This is a genomic window from Haemophilus parainfluenzae, assembly GCF_014931375.1.
In the GTDB taxonomy this organism is placed as follows: domain Bacteria; phylum Pseudomonadota; class Gammaproteobacteria; order Enterobacterales; family Pasteurellaceae; genus Haemophilus_D.
The window spans coordinates 1806594-1824568 of record NZ_CP063117.1; the positions used below are offsets into that span (position 1 = coordinate 1806594).

Annotated in this window: 13 protein-coding genes; 5 read left to right on the top strand and 8 right to left on the bottom strand. The window is 39.3% G+C overall.

Translation table 11 applies throughout. The annotated features are described in order from the left end of the window. Positions 1-6: 6 nt before the first annotated feature. The 4 genes from INP95_RS08735 to INP95_RS08750 all read right to left on the bottom strand — a co-directional run bounded on the left by INP95_RS08735 (position 7) and on the right by INP95_RS08750 (position 6157). Positions 7-3456 (bottom strand): acyl-[ACP]--phospholipid O-acyltransferase, encoded by a 3450-nt coding sequence (locus INP95_RS08735; protein WP_197560549.1) that lies wholly within the window; start codon positions 3454-3456, stop codon positions 7-9. After that, on the bottom strand, positions 3453-4094 hold the full coding sequence (locus INP95_RS08740) for a MerR family transcriptional regulator (RefSeq protein WP_014065589.1): 642 nt from the start codon (positions 4092-4094) through the stop codon (positions 3453-3455). The genes INP95_RS08735 and INP95_RS08740 overlap by 4 nt, the downstream gene beginning before the upstream one ends. Before the next feature lie 136 nt (positions 4095-4230). Continuing rightward, positions 4231-5793, bottom strand: coding sequence for a peptide ABC transporter substrate-binding protein (locus INP95_RS08745; RefSeq protein WP_197560550.1), 1563 nt, complete (start codon positions 5791-5793; stop codon positions 4231-4233). Continuing rightward, a complete protein-coding gene (locus INP95_RS08750) occupies positions 5786-6157 on the bottom strand; it encodes a YbaN family protein (protein ID WP_041918331.1) in 372 nt (123 codons plus the stop codon). The genes INP95_RS08745 and INP95_RS08750 overlap by 8 nt, the downstream gene beginning before the upstream one ends. Positions 6158-6363: 206 nt before the next feature. Here INP95_RS08750 and prlC point away from each other — a divergent pair, with 206 nt between their 5' ends. Next, entirely contained in the window at positions 6364-8403 is a 2040-nt protein-coding gene (prlC, locus tag INP95_RS08755; RefSeq protein ID WP_049384099.1) for an oligopeptidase A, read from the top strand. A gap of 112 nt (positions 8404-8515) precedes the next feature. Here the strand turns inward: prlC and rpsO are convergent, their stop codons facing one another. Together rpsO and hldE are read right to left on the bottom strand one after the other, a co-directional pair. Beyond that, positions 8516-8785 carry a 30S ribosomal protein S15 gene (gene rpsO / locus INP95_RS08760; RefSeq protein WP_005628925.1) on the bottom strand — a complete coding sequence of 90 codons (270 nt, stop codon included), beginning with the start codon at positions 8783-8785 and terminating at the stop codon, positions 8516-8518. A gap of 130 nt (positions 8786-8915) precedes the next feature. After that, positions 8916-10346, bottom strand: coding sequence for a bifunctional D-glycero-beta-D-manno-heptose-7-phosphate kinase/D-glycero-beta-D-manno-heptose 1-phosphate adenylyltransferase HldE (gene hldE, locus INP95_RS08765; RefSeq protein ID WP_197560551.1), 1431 nt, complete (start codon positions 10344-10346; stop codon positions 8916-8918). A 97-nt stretch (positions 10347-10443) separates the two neighbouring features. On the opposite strand from hldE, the gene INP95_RS08770 reads away from it, so the two are divergent. The 4 genes from INP95_RS08770 (at position 10444) to rnb (ending at position 15298) form a co-directional block, all read left to right on the top strand. Beyond that, positions 10444-11379: a Kdo(2)-lipid IV(A) acyltransferase gene (locus tag INP95_RS08770; RefSeq protein ID WP_049374554.1), complete on the top strand. Its 936-nt coding sequence runs from the start codon at positions 10444-10446 to the stop codon at positions 11377-11379. A 243-nt stretch (positions 11380-11622) separates the two neighbouring features. After that, positions 11623-12378: a Nif3-like dinuclear metal center hexameric protein gene (locus INP95_RS08775; RefSeq protein ID WP_197560552.1), complete on the top strand. Its 756-nt coding sequence runs from the start codon at positions 11623-11625 to the stop codon at positions 12376-12378. A gap of 85 nt (positions 12379-12463) precedes the next feature. Further along, complete coding sequence (locus tag INP95_RS08780) at positions 12464-13252, top strand: SDR family oxidoreductase (RefSeq protein ID WP_197560554.1); 789 nt, start codon at positions 12464-12466, stop codon at positions 13250-13252. Positions 13253-13318: 66 nt separating this feature from the next. Continuing rightward, complete coding sequence (rnb, locus tag INP95_RS08785; RefSeq protein WP_197560556.1) at positions 13319-15298, top strand: exoribonuclease II; 1980 nt, start codon at positions 13319-13321, stop codon at positions 15296-15298. A gap of 210 nt (positions 15299-15508) precedes the next feature. On the opposite strand, the gene INP95_RS08790 is transcribed toward rnb, so the two are convergent. Both INP95_RS08790 and INP95_RS08795 read right to left on the bottom strand, forming a co-directional pair. Next, a complete protein-coding gene (locus tag INP95_RS08790) occupies positions 15509-17173 on the bottom strand; it encodes a PTS transporter subunit IIBC (RefSeq protein ID WP_197560558.1) in 1665 nt (554 codons plus the stop codon). Between the two features lie 10 nt (positions 17174-17183). After that, positions 17184-17975, bottom strand: coding sequence for an endonuclease/exonuclease/phosphatase family protein (locus INP95_RS08795; RefSeq protein WP_197560559.1), 792 nt, complete (start codon positions 17973-17975; stop codon positions 17184-17186).

The window sequence follows — 17975 nt, forward strand, 5'->3', positions numbered from 1 at the left end:
TTTTCTTTACTTAACCAAACTCATCGCCAGATTCTTCGCACCTTTGAAATCCACTTTACCACTTCCGAGCATCGGAATTTCATCCACTAAGAAGACTTGGCTTGGTAGCATAATCGGCGGAACATTTAATCCTTTAATGCGTTCATTGATTTCATCTAAAGAAAATGCAGACTTAATTAAAAGTACAATGCTCTCGCCTTTTTTATCATCGCTCAAGGCAACGGCAACAAATTGAGTTTCTTCATCAAATACTTGTGAAAGTTTCTCTTCCACGCTGCCGAGGCTGATCATTTCGCCGCCGACTTTAGCAAATCGAGAATAACGATCCACAATGGTAATAAATCCGTTATGATCGATATGGCCTTTATCGCCGGTTTTGTAATAACGTACACCATCAATTTCAACAATCACTTCTGCTGTTTTTTCAGGGGCATCCAAATAACCTTTCATGACTTGTCCACCACCAATCAAGATCAAACCGTCTTCGCCGACTGGTAATTCCTGCAAGCTTTCCGGATCCACAATTTTGATAATGGTGCCCGGTAATGGCATACCTACCGTACCAGCTTGATTGAAGGTAAATTCTTGTAAGGTTTCCGGATCAAGTAAATTAGGCATATTGACACTAGCTACCGGTGCTGTTTCAGTCGCCCCATAACCTTCGTAAATTTCCAAGCCAAATTTAAGTTTGAAGGCTTCTTTCACATCTGCTTTCAATTTTTCGGCACCCGCAATAACCATACGCACGTTTTGTAGCATTAACGGATGGAATTTCTTATTGCGTACATACAATCTAAAGAAAGTTGAAGTACCAAATAAAATACTCACCCGATGTCGAGCACACATTTTTCCGACTGTCGCCCCATCTGTTGGGTCCGCCACACTCACCATTTTAATCCCTTCACACAATGGCAATAAGGTTGTCACGGTTAAGCCAAATGAGTGGAAAATTGGTAAGGAATTCAAAATCACATCATCTTTATGGAAATTTAATAATTCACCGATCTGTTTAATGTTCGTCAGTAAATTTTTATGGCTTAATTCAATGCCTTTCGGATCACCTTCACTACCACTACTGAATAAGATGGTTGCATTATCTTCCAAGCTTACGTCTGCAAAGTAACGTAATTTAATCCACCATTGTGGCGCTAAAAACGCCGTTAAAAATGACCGCACTTTATTCACTTTAGTAATCGATTTTCCTAAATTTTCCATAAAGAGGGCTTTATCAGCCACCACTTGGCTAAAGTCAAAACCTTTTGCGTTCAACTTATCCAAGAATTTTTCAGAGGTAATGACTTGCGAAATGTTGGCTTTTTTCAACGCTTTTTCCATCACTTCAGGGCTTAGCGTATAGTTTAAATTTACTGGTACTTTGCCCATCACCATTAAGGTCATATTGATAATTGCCCCGATTGATGAACTTGGTAATAACACACCGACATTTTTTTCATTCCCTAAAGCGACTTTCAAGGTTTTCACAAACATCAATACTGCAGCAATAAATTTCAAGTTATTCAGTTTAGTGCCTTGCGCATCCACCGCGGCTTCTTTGAATAAATTTGATTTTGCCGAATTCAACCAATGATGCATTAGCGGTTTACGTTTACTCATGACTTTTTCCCATACGGAGAAAGAAAGTTCGAGCACTTTTTGCTTCATCGCTGTCGCATCAATAAAGCCATGAATGGGTTTACCAAATGCTACTAAAATTTCACGTTTACCTTGGCGTTTAGTTAAATTCTTATAGAAAGAATCCGCACGAGAGAAGCTGCTTCCCCATAATCCACGTAAATAGAAAGGTACAGTCTTCACATTCTCTAAATCTTTTAATACGTGCTCAAAGCCTTTTTGGAACTCATTGATTTGACCGTTATAGCTGATATGGCCTTCAGGGAATAAAGCCACCACTTCACCACGTGCTAAATATTCACGAATGTTTTCAATAGATTCACGACTTGAGCCTCCACCAATTGGGATCACTTTGAAAATACGGAAGAACCAAGTGAGATACCATTTGTTGTAAATCGGACGATACATCACAAATTTAATCGCACGAGGGCTAGCCGCTTGTAATACTAACCAGTCAATCCAGCTAATATGGTTACCTAATAACAACACGCCACCACTTTGTGGAAGATTTTTTAACCCCTCCACATGAAAACGGTAATTTGCTTTTAACGCAAAGAGTAAGAATAAACGCGTAAATAAATGGGGTACTTTCGACATGGTATATAAACTTGCAGCAAAACATGCAGCAGAAGTCACTAAGAATAAACCTTGAGTCGAAACATTAAGTTGTACAAAAACAATGCTTAATAGCAAAAAGACCACCATGAACACGTTTTGCACAAAGTTGTTACCCGCCATAATTTTGCCGCTGATTTTCTCAGGTGCGAAATACTGAATAGTTGCATTCAATGGCACGATCAATAAACCGCCAGAGAAACCAAAAACAAAAGAACAAAGTGCTAATACTACTCCACTTTGAGCTAGGGTTAAGAAGAATAACGACACACAAATACCCAACGCACCAAGCGGAACAATACCTAACTCAATATGCAAACGAGAAGCACGTCCTGCAAGATATGAACCAAGCGCAAGCCCTATTCCACTCACCGCAAGAATCGCTTGAATGACAACAGCATTATCTTCATTGAACATCGCTTTATAATGTGCAGGGAACGCTGCCACAATAATTTGTGACACACCCCAAAAGAGACTTAATCCAATGACACTCAACCAAATATTTTGATCTGCTTTTAATGTGCGAACGTTATCTTTTAAATACCCTAAAGAAAGGTATTTTCTCATATCAAACTGACCATCTGTATTCTCAGCTTCTTGCTTAAAGAATGGGATTTTAAACGCAAAATAGGCTTCTAGTGCACTCAATAATACTAATGCTACACCTATCACCCAAACACTTTGTAATACTTCATTCGGATCATCTGATGCCACATAATGCGCTTCAAAGAAGAAAGAAAAGGCAAAAGAACTAAATAGAATGGCCACAATGGTGAGCGCTTGAATCACACCGTTTGCCATACCGATATTCTCAGTGCCCACAATTGATTTAATAATGCTATATTTGGCTGGAGAATAGACCGCACTTTGCGCTGCCAAAATCAATGTCAATACAAAGGAAATAGCAAACATTCCCGTCATATAACTCAATAAAATCCCAGCACTGATCACCACAGCCGCTAAACTGCTATAACGAATCACATTGGTGCGAGAAAATTTATCGTTAATAAATGCCGAAGGGGAAAATAAGAAAATAAACGGCAATAAAATCATGGCATTAATTAATGCCGTTAAAACCACCAAACTCTCACCTGAAAAGCTTTTCAGTAATACATTTTGAATGGTAATTTTATGTGCCAAATCCACACTGGCATTAATAAAGGCAATGGCTAAATAAGGCACAAAGCCAGCATATTTTAAGAGTTTCATTTCGCACTCTCCGCTTGATAAAGATTGAAGGTTTTCATATTCAAGAGATAAGGTTTTAACACCAATAATAAATCAAATAAATGTTTTAATTTTTCATCTTTTTGTTCACTATTGGCTAATGCCGCTAAAGTCACATTCACCTCTTTTTCTGCTAACATTTTTGCTGCAGCTAAATAAGCTTTCACTACATCCATTTCGGCTTCATCACAACGAGCTAAGATCGCCAAAATATCACGTTCTTTTGCTGTAAAAATGCCTTCACGAGGATTCAATAATCCTTCCGCTACCATCTCTTCGATTTGCTGAGTAGAAAGATGAAATTCTGCAGAGAGTTGCTCCACTGAAAATACTTCATTTTCAGCGCCCATGATGATGTCTAATAATCCAATAAGACTTTCATAAGGATTATTCCAATCAAAATGAGGATGTGCAAAAAGTGCTTTAATTTGTGAAATCGTCGCATTGAAATTGCTTTGTAGATATTTAATAAAGCTGAGTAACTTCACACAATGTTCATCATAGAGATGAAAATTCGGTTTATCTTTCACCGGCTCAGGCAACAAACCTTCTTTCACATAGTACAGCACCGTGGATTTTGGTGTCTGACTAAGCTTAACCAAATCATTCATTTTTAACATAAGGATTTCCCTCTAGGTTGATTTGTTGTGTATTGTATCGCATAAAAATAAAAAGTAAACAGTGTTACTCTACGCTTTTTATAAAATTTAATAAAAAAGTTGTTCACCAAATCATGAACAACTTTCTTAATCAGCTTTAGCTTTCAACTTTTCGCCATAGATCCTTACTGTAAATGACGCCCACTGGATTTTTCTTCGCCCCCATAATAGTTGGAGAAATATAAACCGGTGTAGTGTATTGGAAAAGCGGTAAAGCAAGGTTTTCCTGTTGGATCTTCTCACTTAATTTTAAGTAAATTTCTGACCGCTCTTTTTCATTTAAGCTTCTCAGTGCTTGCTCAAAAAGTTGATCGTATTCTGCATTAGCATAGCCATTTTTATTATCGGGACTTTTAGAATAGAACAAGCCTAAAAATGCCATAGGATGATTAAAGTCTGCACACCAGCCAGAACGAATGACTTGGAAATCACCCTTTTGGCGTTTCATTTGTAATGTTTGCCAATTGACGGGTTGGGCATCCACGCGCAACATATCGGACTGCGTTAATTGCCCTACTACACGTTGCGCGATATTCACATGCAAGGGTGCATCATCATAGAGCACATTTAAATGTAGCGGATGTCTTTCATCAATTTTATTTTGAGCCAATAACTGCTCGGCAACAACGGGCTCCCATCTTGAATCTTGTCCATTTAGCATAGCTTTCGGTAAAAAATAAGAACTTGGAATTGCCGCTGGAATCTCATTATTCACAATATTTGTAACCGAAACCAACGAAGCGATCGCCTTACGCACATCTGCCTTAGCAAGTTTAGGATCGTTTAAATTAAATTCATAAAAATACTCACAAAGCTTCGGAAAATGCTGAAGATCTGAATGAACTTCAGGCACATCAACCACCACATCAAATTCAGCCAATTTAGGCGCAACAAAAGGTAGATAAGCTACGCGTTCAAAAGCAACATTATTTTTCTGCCAATAATAGGGATTTTTCGCTAAGTGTATGCTTCTCACACTTTCACTTTCGATCATATAAGCCCCATTAGTCACAGGGGAATCAGGATCGCTATATTGTGGCACGAGGCTAATATGCGCCAACATTTCCGGCAAATACGGTGTTGGTTTATCAAGCTCAATGCGTAAAGTGCGGTCATTTTCCGCATAAATGCCTAAACTCTTAAAAGGTTTATTTTTTTCTAAAACGCCTTTCGCATTTTTTAGATTAAGATAAGCCAAATAAGATCTTAATGGACTATTGGATTGAGACAGTGCTTGCCAAGAAAGCATCACATCTTGAGCGACTAAAGGTTCACCGTTTGACCAACGAAGCCCTTCACGTAAGGTAAAGAGCCAAGTTTTGTTGTCTTTTGTTTGCCAACTTTCTGCGATACCTGGCACGATTCGTCCTTCCTGATCATAAGCGGTTAAGCCTTCATATAAATCGCGCAATAAGTTTTCTTGTTCAGGATAACGCACAAACCAAGGCTCAAAAGAAGGAGAATGAGTAAACGCCCGAGTCAGTAAAGTTCTACTCGGTTTTGAAGTATTTTCTTGTTCAATAGACTGGCTTTGTGTTGGTTGCTCTTCTGATACCGTATTTGTAGATTTCGGGCTATTTAATTTGTCACAACCGCTTAATCCCAAAACGACACCTAAAATGACCGCACTTTTAAGCCAAGTAAGGAAAGCATTATCCATTTTCAACGTCTTCTGTTTTAATCCAAAAGAAAAAGAACCAATATTTTACCGCAATTAAAATCGCAATGATCGTTCGTCCCACAACACTTGGAGTAAAATAAAAACCAATTAAAAGCATCGTGGTTGAAAAGGTTAAAATAGAGATTTTTGTTTTTTTCGTTAATGAACGTCGCTCATTAAAGGATTTTAGGTATTTTTGATAAAGTTTCGTCTCCAAGAACCAACGTTCTAAACGAGAAGAACCTTGCGCAAACGAATAAAGCGTGAGTAATAAAAAAGGTGTGGTCGGCAGAAATGGTAGAAAAACACCAATCACGCCTAAAACCAAAGAAATACAGCCTAGTATAATATAAATGGCTTTAATTAAAGGATTTTTTGGAAAAAATTTAAGTGCAACAAAACCGACTATAATCGAAAAAGTGATTAAGCCAGAAAACAATAACACGCCGTTCATTATTATTCCTAAATAAAAGTAATACGCAATTATTACTGATTTTTTAGATTTTTCAACCTTGATATTATAGAATTTGTCGCAACTTACTAAAGAAACTGTTAGCAAAAGGAATATTTATGTCTAATCCATTACTTCATATTGAAGGCTTACCGCCGTTTTCTCAAATCAAACCAGAACATATTCAACCGGCAATCCAAGAACTCATCGAAGAAAATCGTCAAGCCATTGAACAAGTTTTAAAACAACCGCACTTTACTTGGGAAAACTTTATTGAACCGCTTTCTGAAGCAGGCGAACGCCTAAGCCGCGCTTGGTCACCAATCTCTCATTTAAATTCCGTGAAAAATAGCCCTGAATTACGTGATGCGTATCAAGCCTGCTTACCACTACTCTCTGAATACAGTACCTGGGTAGGCCAACACAAAGGCTTATACAACGCTTATTTAGCCTTAAAAAATAGTCCTGAATTTGCCACTTATTCAGTAGCACAAAAGAAAGCCATTGAAAATGCACTGCGTGATTTTGAGCTTTCAGGTATTGGTTTGTCCGAAGAAAAACAAAAGCGTTATGGTGAGATTGTGGCACGTTTATCAGAATTAAGTGCACAATTTAGCAATAATGTACTCGATGCCACCATGGGTTGGGAAAAGGTTATTGAAGATGAAAGCCAATTAGCGGGTCTTCCTGAATCTGCATTACTTGCAGCAAGACAATCTGCTGAAAGCAAAGGCTTAAAAGGCTATCGCTTTACGTTGGAAATCCCAAGTTATTTGCCTATCATGACCTATTGTGAAAATGCAGCATTACGCGAAGAAATGTATCGTGCTTATGCGACTCGCGCTTCTGATCAAGGTCCAAACGCAGGCAAATGGGATAACACAGCGATCATTGAAGAAATCATGACGTTACGCGTAGAACTAGCCAAACTATTAGGTTTCAATACCTATACTGAACGCTCACTTGCGACCAAAATGGCAGAAAATCCACAACAAGTGTTAGATTTCTTAAATAATCTTGCGGATCGTTCAAAAGCACAAGGCGAGAAAGAATTAGCGGAACTCAAAGCTTATTGTGAAAAAGAATTTGGTATAACGGAACTTGCCCCTTGGGATATCAGTTTCTACTCTGAAAAACAAAAACAACATTTATATGCGATCAATGATGAAGAACTTCGTCCTTATTTCCCTGAAGATCGCGTTATTTCGGGCTTATTTGAATTAATTAAACGTATTTTTAATATTCGTGCAGTTGAACGTTTTGGCGTCGATACTTGGCATAAAGATGTGCGTTTCTTTGATTTAATTGATGAAACGGGAGAAGTACGTGGCAGTTTCTATCTCGATCTTTATGCGCGCGAAAATAAACGTGGCGGCGCATGGATGGATGATTGTATCGGCAGAAAACGTAATGCTGACGGTTCAATTCAAAAACCTGTTGCCTATTTAACCTGTAACTTCAATGCACCTATTGGTGATAAACCTGCACTATTCACCCATGATGAAGTCACGACTCTCTTCCACGAGTTTGGTCACGGCATTCACCATATGCTCACTAAAGTTGATGTGCCCGATGTTGCCGGTATCAATGGTGTACCTTGGGATGCGGTAGAGCTTCCAAGTCAATTTATGGAAAACTGGTGCTGGGAAAAAGAAGCCCTTGATTTTATTTCGGGTCACTTTGAAACGCACGAACCGTTACCAGAAGAGAAATTAAATCAACTTTTAAAAGCGAAAAACTACCAAGCGGCAATGTTTGTGTTACGTCAACTTGAATTTGGCTTGTTTGATTTTACCCTTCATCATACTTTTGAACCAGGCAAAGCTAATCAAGTACTTGATACCTTAAAAGCAGTGAAAGATAAAGTGGCCGTAATTAAAGGCGTTGAATGGGCAAGAACACCACATAGCTTTAGCCATATCTTTGCTGGCGGTTACGCAGCCGGTTATTACAGCTACTTATGGGCTGAAGTGTTATCTGCAGATGCCTTCTCTCGCTTTGAAGAAGAAGGAATTTTCAATCCAGTTACCGGTAAATCTTTCTTGGATGAAATTCTCACTCGCGGCGGCTCTGAAGAACCAATGGTCTTATTCAAACGCTTCCGTGGACGTGAACCTCAATTAGACGCATTGCTTCGTCATAAAGGCATTGCGAACTAATAACTAAAAAAAGAGCGGTCAAATTTTTGGCCGTTTTTTTATCTTCCAATATGCAGAAAATAAAAAAGCCCTCGGTAATCCGAAGGCTTTTATTTTACTATCGTAATAAAAATTAGCGACGTAAACCTAAACGAGCGATAGTGCTTTGGTATAAAGCAAGATCAGTACGTTTTAAGTAGTCTAAAAGTTTACGACGACGAGAAACCATACGTAATAAACCACGACGACCATGGTGGTCTTTTTTGTGCTCAGCGAAGTGAGCTTGTAAGTGGTTGATTTGTGCAGTTAATAATGCGATTTGAACTTCAGAAGAACCAGTATCTTTCGCATCGCGACCAAATTCAGCAACGATTGCTGCTTTTTTTTCAGTACTTAGAGACATTTTTTACTCCTAAAAGGTAGTGTTATTAATACATCATTCGCCGATCTCTAACTCAGCGATGACAAGGAGCCTGAATTTTAACGATTGAGCAGGATAAAGGCAAGCTTTATTCTACTCATTCCTTAATAAATTAATCTTTCAGCGCTTTGATTTTCTCAATTACGTTAGTGGTTGAGCAGCCATTTTCGAAATTCAATACTCGAACATCGCCACCATTCGCCCACACTTCTTTGCTGCCTGCAATCTCTTCAGGTTTGTAATCGCCACCTTTTACTAATAAATCCGGTAAAATCTCACCGATTAAACGTTGCGGCGTATCTTCATCAAAAGAAACCACCCAATCCACTGACGCTAAGCCTGCCAATACAGCCATACGTGCATTCAGATTGTTAATTGGACGACTTTCACCTTTTAAGCGTTTGACTGAATCATCCGTATTCACCGCAACAATTAAACGATCGCCAAGTTTGCGAGCATTTTCTAAGTAAGACACATGTCCTGGATGAAGAATATCGAAACAACCGTTTGTCATCACGATTTTCTCACCGCGAGCTTTAGCATGATCGACCGCCATTTTTAATTGGCTTTCTGACATAATACCGAAGCCGGTTTCAGAACGACCATGGATCGCATTCTCTAACTCCACAGTAGAAACCGTTGATGTACCCAATTTACCGACCACAATACCTGCCGCCACATTGGCTAAATAGCAAGATTCTTCAAAAGAACGACCATCTGCAAGTGCAGTAGCTAAGACACTGATTACTGTATCACCCGCACCTGTTACATCGAATACTTCTTTGGCAACGGTTGGCAAATGGAACGGCTCTTGATTTGGACGAAGTAATGTCATGCCTTTTTCTGAGCGCGTCACTAAAAGTGCGGTCAATTCGATGTCTGAAATTAATTTTAAACCTTTCTCAATGATTTCTTCTTCAGAACTGCATTTACCTACCACCGCTTCAAACTCTGACATATTTGGCGTCAGTAAAGTCGCACCACGATAACGCTCAAAATCTGTGCCTTTTGGATCGATCAAGACTGGTACGTTTGCTTTGCGTGCAATTTGAATCATTTTTTGCACATCTTTTAACGTGCCTTTACCATAATCAGAAAGCACTAACGCACCAAAGTTTTTCACTTCGGCTTCTAATTTCGCAAGCAACTCATGACATTCCACATTTTGGAAATCTTCTTCAAAATCCAAACGAAGTAATTGTTGGTGACGAGACAAAATGCGTAATTTCGTAATAGTTGGGTGAGTATCCAATGCCACAAAATTACAATCAATTTTTTGATGTTGTAATAAATTGGTTAAGGCTGTGCCTGTTTCATCTTGACCAATTAAACCTAAAATTTGCACAGGGACATTAAGAGAAGCAATATTCATCGCCACGTTTGCTGCACCACCTGCACGCTCTTCATTATCTTGTACTCTAACCACAGGAACCGGTGCTTCCGGTGAAATACGATTAGTTGCACCAAACCAGTAACGGTCAAGCATGACATCGCCTAACACTAATACTTTTGCTTGATTAAAATTGGCAGAATATTGAGCCATTTTGAAATCTCTCTGTTGGAATAATAAAAATTTGGCGCAATTTTACCACAACTCAAATTTGCGATAAACTACACGCCGAACTAACCAGAAAAGAATTATGAAAAACGAAAAACTCCCTCAATTTCAACCGTACTTTCTAGCCCCTAAATACTGGGGATTTTGGCTTGGTGTGGCGATTTGGCGAAGCCTTTTGTTACTTCCCTATCCAATTCTACGTCATATCGGCAATGGCTTAGGCTGGCTTTTCTCAAAATTAAAAGTGGGAAAACGTCGTGCGGCGATTGCCCGTCGAAATCTTGAGCTCTGCTTCCCTGAAATGCCCGTTCAAGAACGTGAAGCCATTTTGCAAGAAAACTTACGTGCTGTTGGAATGGCAATTATTGAAACCGGCATGGCATGGTTTTGGTCTGATGCGCGCATTAAAAAATGGTCAAAAATTGAAGGATTAAATTATTTAAAAGAAAATGCCCAAGACGGCATTATCTTTGTTGGTGTCCATTTTCTTACGCTTGAATTAGGCGCGCGTATTGTGGGATTACATCATCCTGGCGTAGGCGTTTATCGTCCCAATGACAATCCTGTACTGGATTGGTTGCAAATTAAAGGTCGTTTACGTTCAAACAAAGATATGCTGAACCGAAAAGATCTGCGTGGTATGCTCAAAGCCTTACGCAAAGGTGAAACTATTTGGTATGCGCCTGATCATGATTACGGACGAAAAAATGCCGTATTTGTGCCTTTTTTTGCTGTAAAAGAAGCGGCTACCACGACGGGCAGTTACTATCTACTTAAATCTGCGCCAAATTGCAAAGTCGTGCCTTTTGCCCCATTACGTAATAAAGATGGTTCAGGCTATACGGTCAGTATTTCTCCACCTGTGGATTTTTCTGATCTTTCAGATGAAACTGCAATTGCTGCAAGAATGAATAAAGTCGTGGAAAAAGAAATCTTAAAAGGTGTGGAACAATACATGTGGCTACACCGCCGATTTAAAACGCGTCCAACGGAAGATGAACCAAGTTTGTATTCGTAAGTGCGGTTGATTTTTCATTTGTTTTTAAAGACAAAACGACATATCGAAAAATAAGGAAAATTTTCCTTATTTTTTTCTTGATCTTTATATAATTAAATATATAATGAATCTCGTTTTAGATAGTAAACTTGTGTTATGACAGACACTCTACTGGCTAGTGCATTCCCCCCCACTCCTTTTGCACTAGCCATTTTTTTTGAAATCTCTTACCATATCTCACCTTTTTCTTTTTTCTTAGAAATCATGAACAATCTAGAACTTGAACGTTTACTCAACGAAAAACTTAGCACAGACAGAATTAACGATTATGCACCTAACGGTTTGCAAGTAGAAGGCAAAGCGGAGATCAAAAAGATCATCACGGGTGTCACCGCAAGCCAAGCACTAATTGATTATGCCGTTGCACAACAAGCTGATGCGGTACTTGTCCACCATGGCTATTTTTGGAAAAGTGAAAATCCATGTATTCGCGGCATGAAAGGCAAACGCATCAAAACCTTACTTGTAAATGATATTAATTTATACGGCTACCACTTACCTTTGGATGTTCACCCGGAATTAGGCAACAACGCAAAACTTGCTCAGTTATTAGGGATTAGCGATCTCCAACCTTTAGAAAATAGCTCAACCAGCATTCCTGTTTGGGGAACGTTAAAAGATCCTGTTTCCGCTGAAGAATTTGCTCAACGTATTGAACAAGTACTTCAACGTAAACCTCTAATTTGCATCGAAAATGGACCGCACTTAATCCGTAAAATTGGCATTTGTACCGGTGGCGGACAAGGCTATATTGATTTAGCTGCAACACAAGGCTGTGATGCTTTTATTACCGGTGAGGTTTCGGAGCAAACAATTCACTCTGCTCGTGAGCAAGGTATTCATTTCTTTGCGGCTGGTCACCATGCAACAGAACGCTACGGCATTAAGGCATTAGGTGAATGGCTAGCGGCTGAATATGACTTGGATGTAGAATTTAAAGATATTGATAATCCCGCCTAACTGGTACAAAGTGTGATTGATTGCCAAAAGCACACAAAACAAGTATAATCTCGTCGATTTTTTTAACTCAAACATAGGAAAAAATATGGGTTTCTTAACTGGTAAACGTATTTTAGTAACAGGTCTTGCAAGCAACCGTTCTATGGCTTACGGGATCGCAAAGGCAATGAAAGAACAAGGTGCTGAACTTGCTTTCACTTATTTAAACGATAAATTACAACCGCGCGTAGAAGAATTTGCAAAAGAATTCGGTTCTGACATCGTCCTTCCTTTAGACGTAGCGACCGATGAAAGCATCCAAAACTGCTTTGCAGAATTAAGCAAACGCTGGGAAAAATTTGATGGTTTCGTGCACGCTATCGCATTTGCACCAGGCGATCAATTAGATGGTGATTACGTAAACGCCGCAACTCGTGAAGGCTACCGTATCGCTCACGACATCAGTGCATTCAGCTTTGTTGCAATGGCACAAGCGGCACGTCCTTACTTAAATCCAAATGCAGCGTTATTAACCCTTTCTTACTTAGGTGCAGAGCGCGCAATTCCTAACTACAACGTCATGTGTTTAGCGAAAGCGTCTCTTGAAGCAGCAACTCGCGTAATGGCAGCTGACTTAGGTAAAGAAGGTATTCGTGTGAATGCGATCTCTGCAGGTCCAATCCGTACTTTAGCGGCATCAGGTATTAAAAACTTCAAGAAAATGCTTTCTGCATTTGAGAAAACCGCAGCATTACGCCGCACTGTTACTATCGAAGATGTGGGTAACTCAGCAGCATTCTTATGCTCTGATTTAGCATCGGGTATCACTGGTGAAATCGTTCACGTAGATGCAGGTTTCAGCATCACCGCAATGGGCGAATTAGGCGAAGAATAATTTTTCGTACAATCTATTTTTAGGCAGGCTTTTCAGTCTGCCTTTTCTCTTTTTTTAAATATAACTATGTTCCAAGATAATCCATTACTCGCACAACTTAAGCAACAAATCCACGATAGCAAAGAACACGTTGAAGGCGTGGTAAAAAGTACAGATAAAGCTTATGGTTTTTTAGAGTGCGATAAAAAAAGCTACTTTATTGCCCCACCTGCAATGAAAAAAGTGATGCACGGTGACAAAATCAAAGCCACCATTGAAAAGCAAGGCGATAAAGAGCAAGCTGAACCTGAAGAATTAATTGAGCCAATGCTCACGCGCTTTATTGCCAAAGTGCGGTTCAATAAAGACAAGAAATTGCAAGTTTTGGTTGATCATCCAAGTATCAACCAACCCATTGGTGCGCAACAAGCCAAATCCGTCAAAGAAGAATTACAAGAAGACGACTGGGTTGTCGCAAATTTGAAAACGCACCCATTACGTGATGATCGCTTTTTCTATGCCACCATCAATCAATTTATTTGCCGTGCTGATGATGAATTAGCCCCTTGGTGGGTGACATTGGCACGTCATGAGCAATCTCGTCATCCTGTGCAAGGTGCAGAAAGTTATGAAATGTTAGATCAACAAACACGTGAAGATCTGACCGCACTTCATTTTGTCACCATTGACTCTGAAAGTACTCAGGATATGGACGATGCCCTTTATATCGAACCTATCGAGCAAAATGGTACGCAAACCGGCTGGCGATTAATCGTTGCCATTGCGGATCCCACAGCTTACATTGCATTAGATTCACAAATTGAAAAAGATGCAAAACAGCGTTGTTTCACCAATTATTTGCCTGGCTTCAACATCCCAATGTTGCCACGTGAATTATCTGATGAATTATGCTCATTAATGGCAAATGAAACTCGCCCTGCATTAGTGTGTTACATTGAAACAGATCTTGCTGGTAATATTACGGCTAAACCGCGCTTTGTATCGGCTTATGTACAATCTAAAGCAAAATTAGCCTATAACAAGATTTCAGATTATTTAGAACAAGTACCGGATGCATGGCAACCGGAAACACCTGAAATTGCCCAGCAAATTGATTGGTTACATCAATTTACTCAAGCGCGTATTCAATGGCGTAAAACCCATTCATTGTTATTTAAAGAGAAACCGGACTACTCCTTTATTCTCGCTGAAAATGGCAAAGTGAAAGAAATTAAGGCGGAATATCGTCGTATTGCAAATCAAATCGTGGAAGAATCCATGATTATTGCCAATATCTGTGCGGCTCAATTCTTAGCGGAGCATGCTAAAACCGGTATTTTCAATACACACACTGGTTTTGATAAGAAATTCTTAGAAAATGCCCATAATTTCTTAATGGCAAATTTAGCTAATGAAGAAAATCAAGCCGAGCTTGCAGAGCGTTATTCAGTGGAAAATTTGGCAACCTTAAAAGGTTATTGCCAAATGCGTCATGATATTGAACCAATTGAAGGTGACTATTTAGAATTCCGTTTACGTCGTTATTTAACCTTTGCGGAGTTTAAATCCGAACTCGCTCCACATTTTGGGCTTGGATTAGAAGGTTATGCGACCTGGACATCGCCTATCCGTAAATATTCCGATATGGTGAACCATCGTTTAATTAAAGCCGTGCTCACACAGCAAGCTTGTGAAAAACCACAAGATGAAGTCCTTACTCGCTTACAAGAAGCCCGTCGCCAAAATCGTTTGGTTGAGCGTGATATAGCAGACTGGTTATATTGTCGCTATCTTGCTGACAAAGTCGCTGAAAATGCTGAATTTGATGCAGAAGTGCAAGATGTGATGCGTGGCGGTTTACGTGTTCAATTATTAGAAAATGGTGCATCCATGTTCGTACCAGCTTCCACGTTGCATCCAAATAAAGATGAAATGCAAGTGAATGCTGATGAATTAGCACTGTATATTCAAGGGGAACGCCGTTACAAAATCGGTGATTTGGTGAAAGTGAAACTCACCGAAGTTCGAGAAGAAACTCGCAGTATTATCGGCCAATTAATCATTTAATGATCACTTCCCTTCTAACACTAGAAATACCGCTCGTTACATAACGGACGGTATTTTTTTATAGAGCTAAAATTGTGGAAATTTTTTCTACGTTGATAGTATCAAATAAAAAGATTTTTAGGGTAGATTGAAGATGAACAATATAGAAATGAGTTATTGATATAATATCCCCGCCTTCAAGGCGGGGATAAAATAGATATTTAGGTAGAATTACATTTTAGGAATTTCTACGCCCGATGAAAGCACGTCTTGAATATCGGATTTTAAGACATCTGCTTTTGGTCCATAAATCGCTTGGATACCAGAGCCTTTCACGATAAAGCCCATTGCACCTGCTTGTTTCCAACTTGCTTCATCACCCACTAACTCTGGATTATGTACGGTGATACGTAAACGTGTCATACAAGCATCAACATCTGCAATATTATTACGTCCACCAAGTAAGTTGATGATTTGAATAACTTGCGCACTAGCATCCGCCACTTTTGGTTCATTGCTAGAAGCTTCATCTGAACCTTTAGCATCATAGTTACCATTACGGCCTGCTGTCGCAAGGTTAAATTTCTTAATCATAAAGTTCGCGATAAAGAACATAGCCACTGCAAAGAGGATTGATACCCAAATAAAGTTGATCACATCCATACCGATACCGGCTTTAATCGCCATTGGTGTACGTGTTAAGAACTCAATGTTACCGAATGAATGCACACGTAAGTCAACAATATCTGCCATGGCGAAAGCACAACCTTGTACTAACGCATAAACAATATAAAGCGGTAATGCAACAAACATAAACATGTATTCGATTGGTTCGGTCACACCTGTTAAGAACACCGCTAGTGCAGAAGAAAGGAAAATCCCTTTATAGAGTTTTTTCTTGTCTTCATCCACATTGATATACATTGCGAGGGTCAAGCCCATTAAAATACCGGTTGAACCAATCATTTGTCCTACTTTGAAGCGAGCAGGTGTCACAGTTGAAAGAAGTTCATTATATTGCGTTAAATTACCTGCATCTTTAAGGTTGATTAAGTCAGTCACCCAGGCAAGCCAAAGTGGATCTTGACCAAATACTTGTTTACCTTGTTGTGCACCGGTTAAGAACTCATAAGTACCGCCTAATGAAGTGTAGTTCATTGGGATGGTCAACATGTGGTGTAAACCAAATGGAAGCAATAGACGTTCTAAGGTACCATAAATAAATGGTGCTAAAATTGGCGCTGAGTTTTGTGAGTTAGCAATCCATTGACCGAAATGATTAATTCCTGTTTGAACTAAAGGCCAAAATAATGATAGGAAGATCGCCACTAATACAGAACGATAAATGACAACGAAAGGAACGAAACGTTTACCATTAAAGAACGTCAGTACTTCAGGTAATTTACGGAAATTGTAGTAACGGTTAAAAGTGGTCGCCCCCACAAAACCGGCGATAATACCAACGAACACGCCCATATTTAACGCAGGTTGCCCAAGCACATTCACAAAGTAATTCGCCACAGGAATTTCACCGGCCAATACTGTACTTACATGTGCATTTGGATCCGCTAGCATTTCAAGTTTCACACCGAAAAAGTTACCGGTAATTAAGTTAATTAAAATGAAAGCCAGGCCTGCTGCAAATGCCCCACCCGCACGCTCATTTGCCCAGCTACCACCAATCGCTAAAGCAAATAATAAATGAAGGTTACCAATAATCCCCCAACCAATTTGGGCTATAATGTTTCCGACAAGCGCTAGCCATTCCGCATCGCTAATCAAAGGCAGTGAGTTACCAATACTCACCATTAAACCCGCGGCTGGCATCACGGCAATCACAACCATTAGGCACTTACCGAATTTTTGCCAAAATTCAAAACTGAGCATTTTTTTCATATTGATTCTCCTACAAGATGAGAGCTACTTCTACGCCAAAATGGTCGGAAACAATCGGTTTATTTTTGCCATTAAAAATAACCTGACTGGATAAAACCCTTTTTGCTTGGTTTAAAAAAATATAATCTAATCGCTTTTCTTGACTATGGCCTTTCCAACCGTCAATCGCTTTCTCTACAGTGATACCGCTATCCTTCTGCTCTGCCATATCAAAAGTATCGAATAAGCCTAAGGATTTAATCTGCTGGTAAGCTTGCTGATCGCTTATTGCATCAGTATTGAAATCACCCATCAGGATTTTAAGATTCGCACTTTGACTTCGCTCTACAATATAACGAACATTATCAAGTTGGTTTTCTCCATCACAATTTGGCAAATTGATATGACAAGAATAACATTCAATTAACTGGCCTTGATATTCTACCGTCAAGCCAATGATTTTACGCGAGAGAATCGAGTCAAGACGTTGATGTTGGCTACAATAAAACGCATCAACATCATAAACAGGCAAACGCGTTAAAAATGCAATGCCTTCATCATATTTATCGTAACCAATATGCGAATTGCTCCAAACAAGTGAGTATTTCTGTGCAACGCGTTGATTGATTTTATTTAACAGAATGACACCATAGTTATCTTGCTTTAACGTTGGCGAAATAGCAGGAGACGACATCAATTGATTAACCTCTTGTAAGGCAATGATGTCATAGCCCTTTTCGATAATAGTCTCCGCAAGAATCTCTATTTTTTCCGCTTGGTTAGCTTCTAACCAAGCGTGTACATTCAGGGTAAGTAGTTTCAT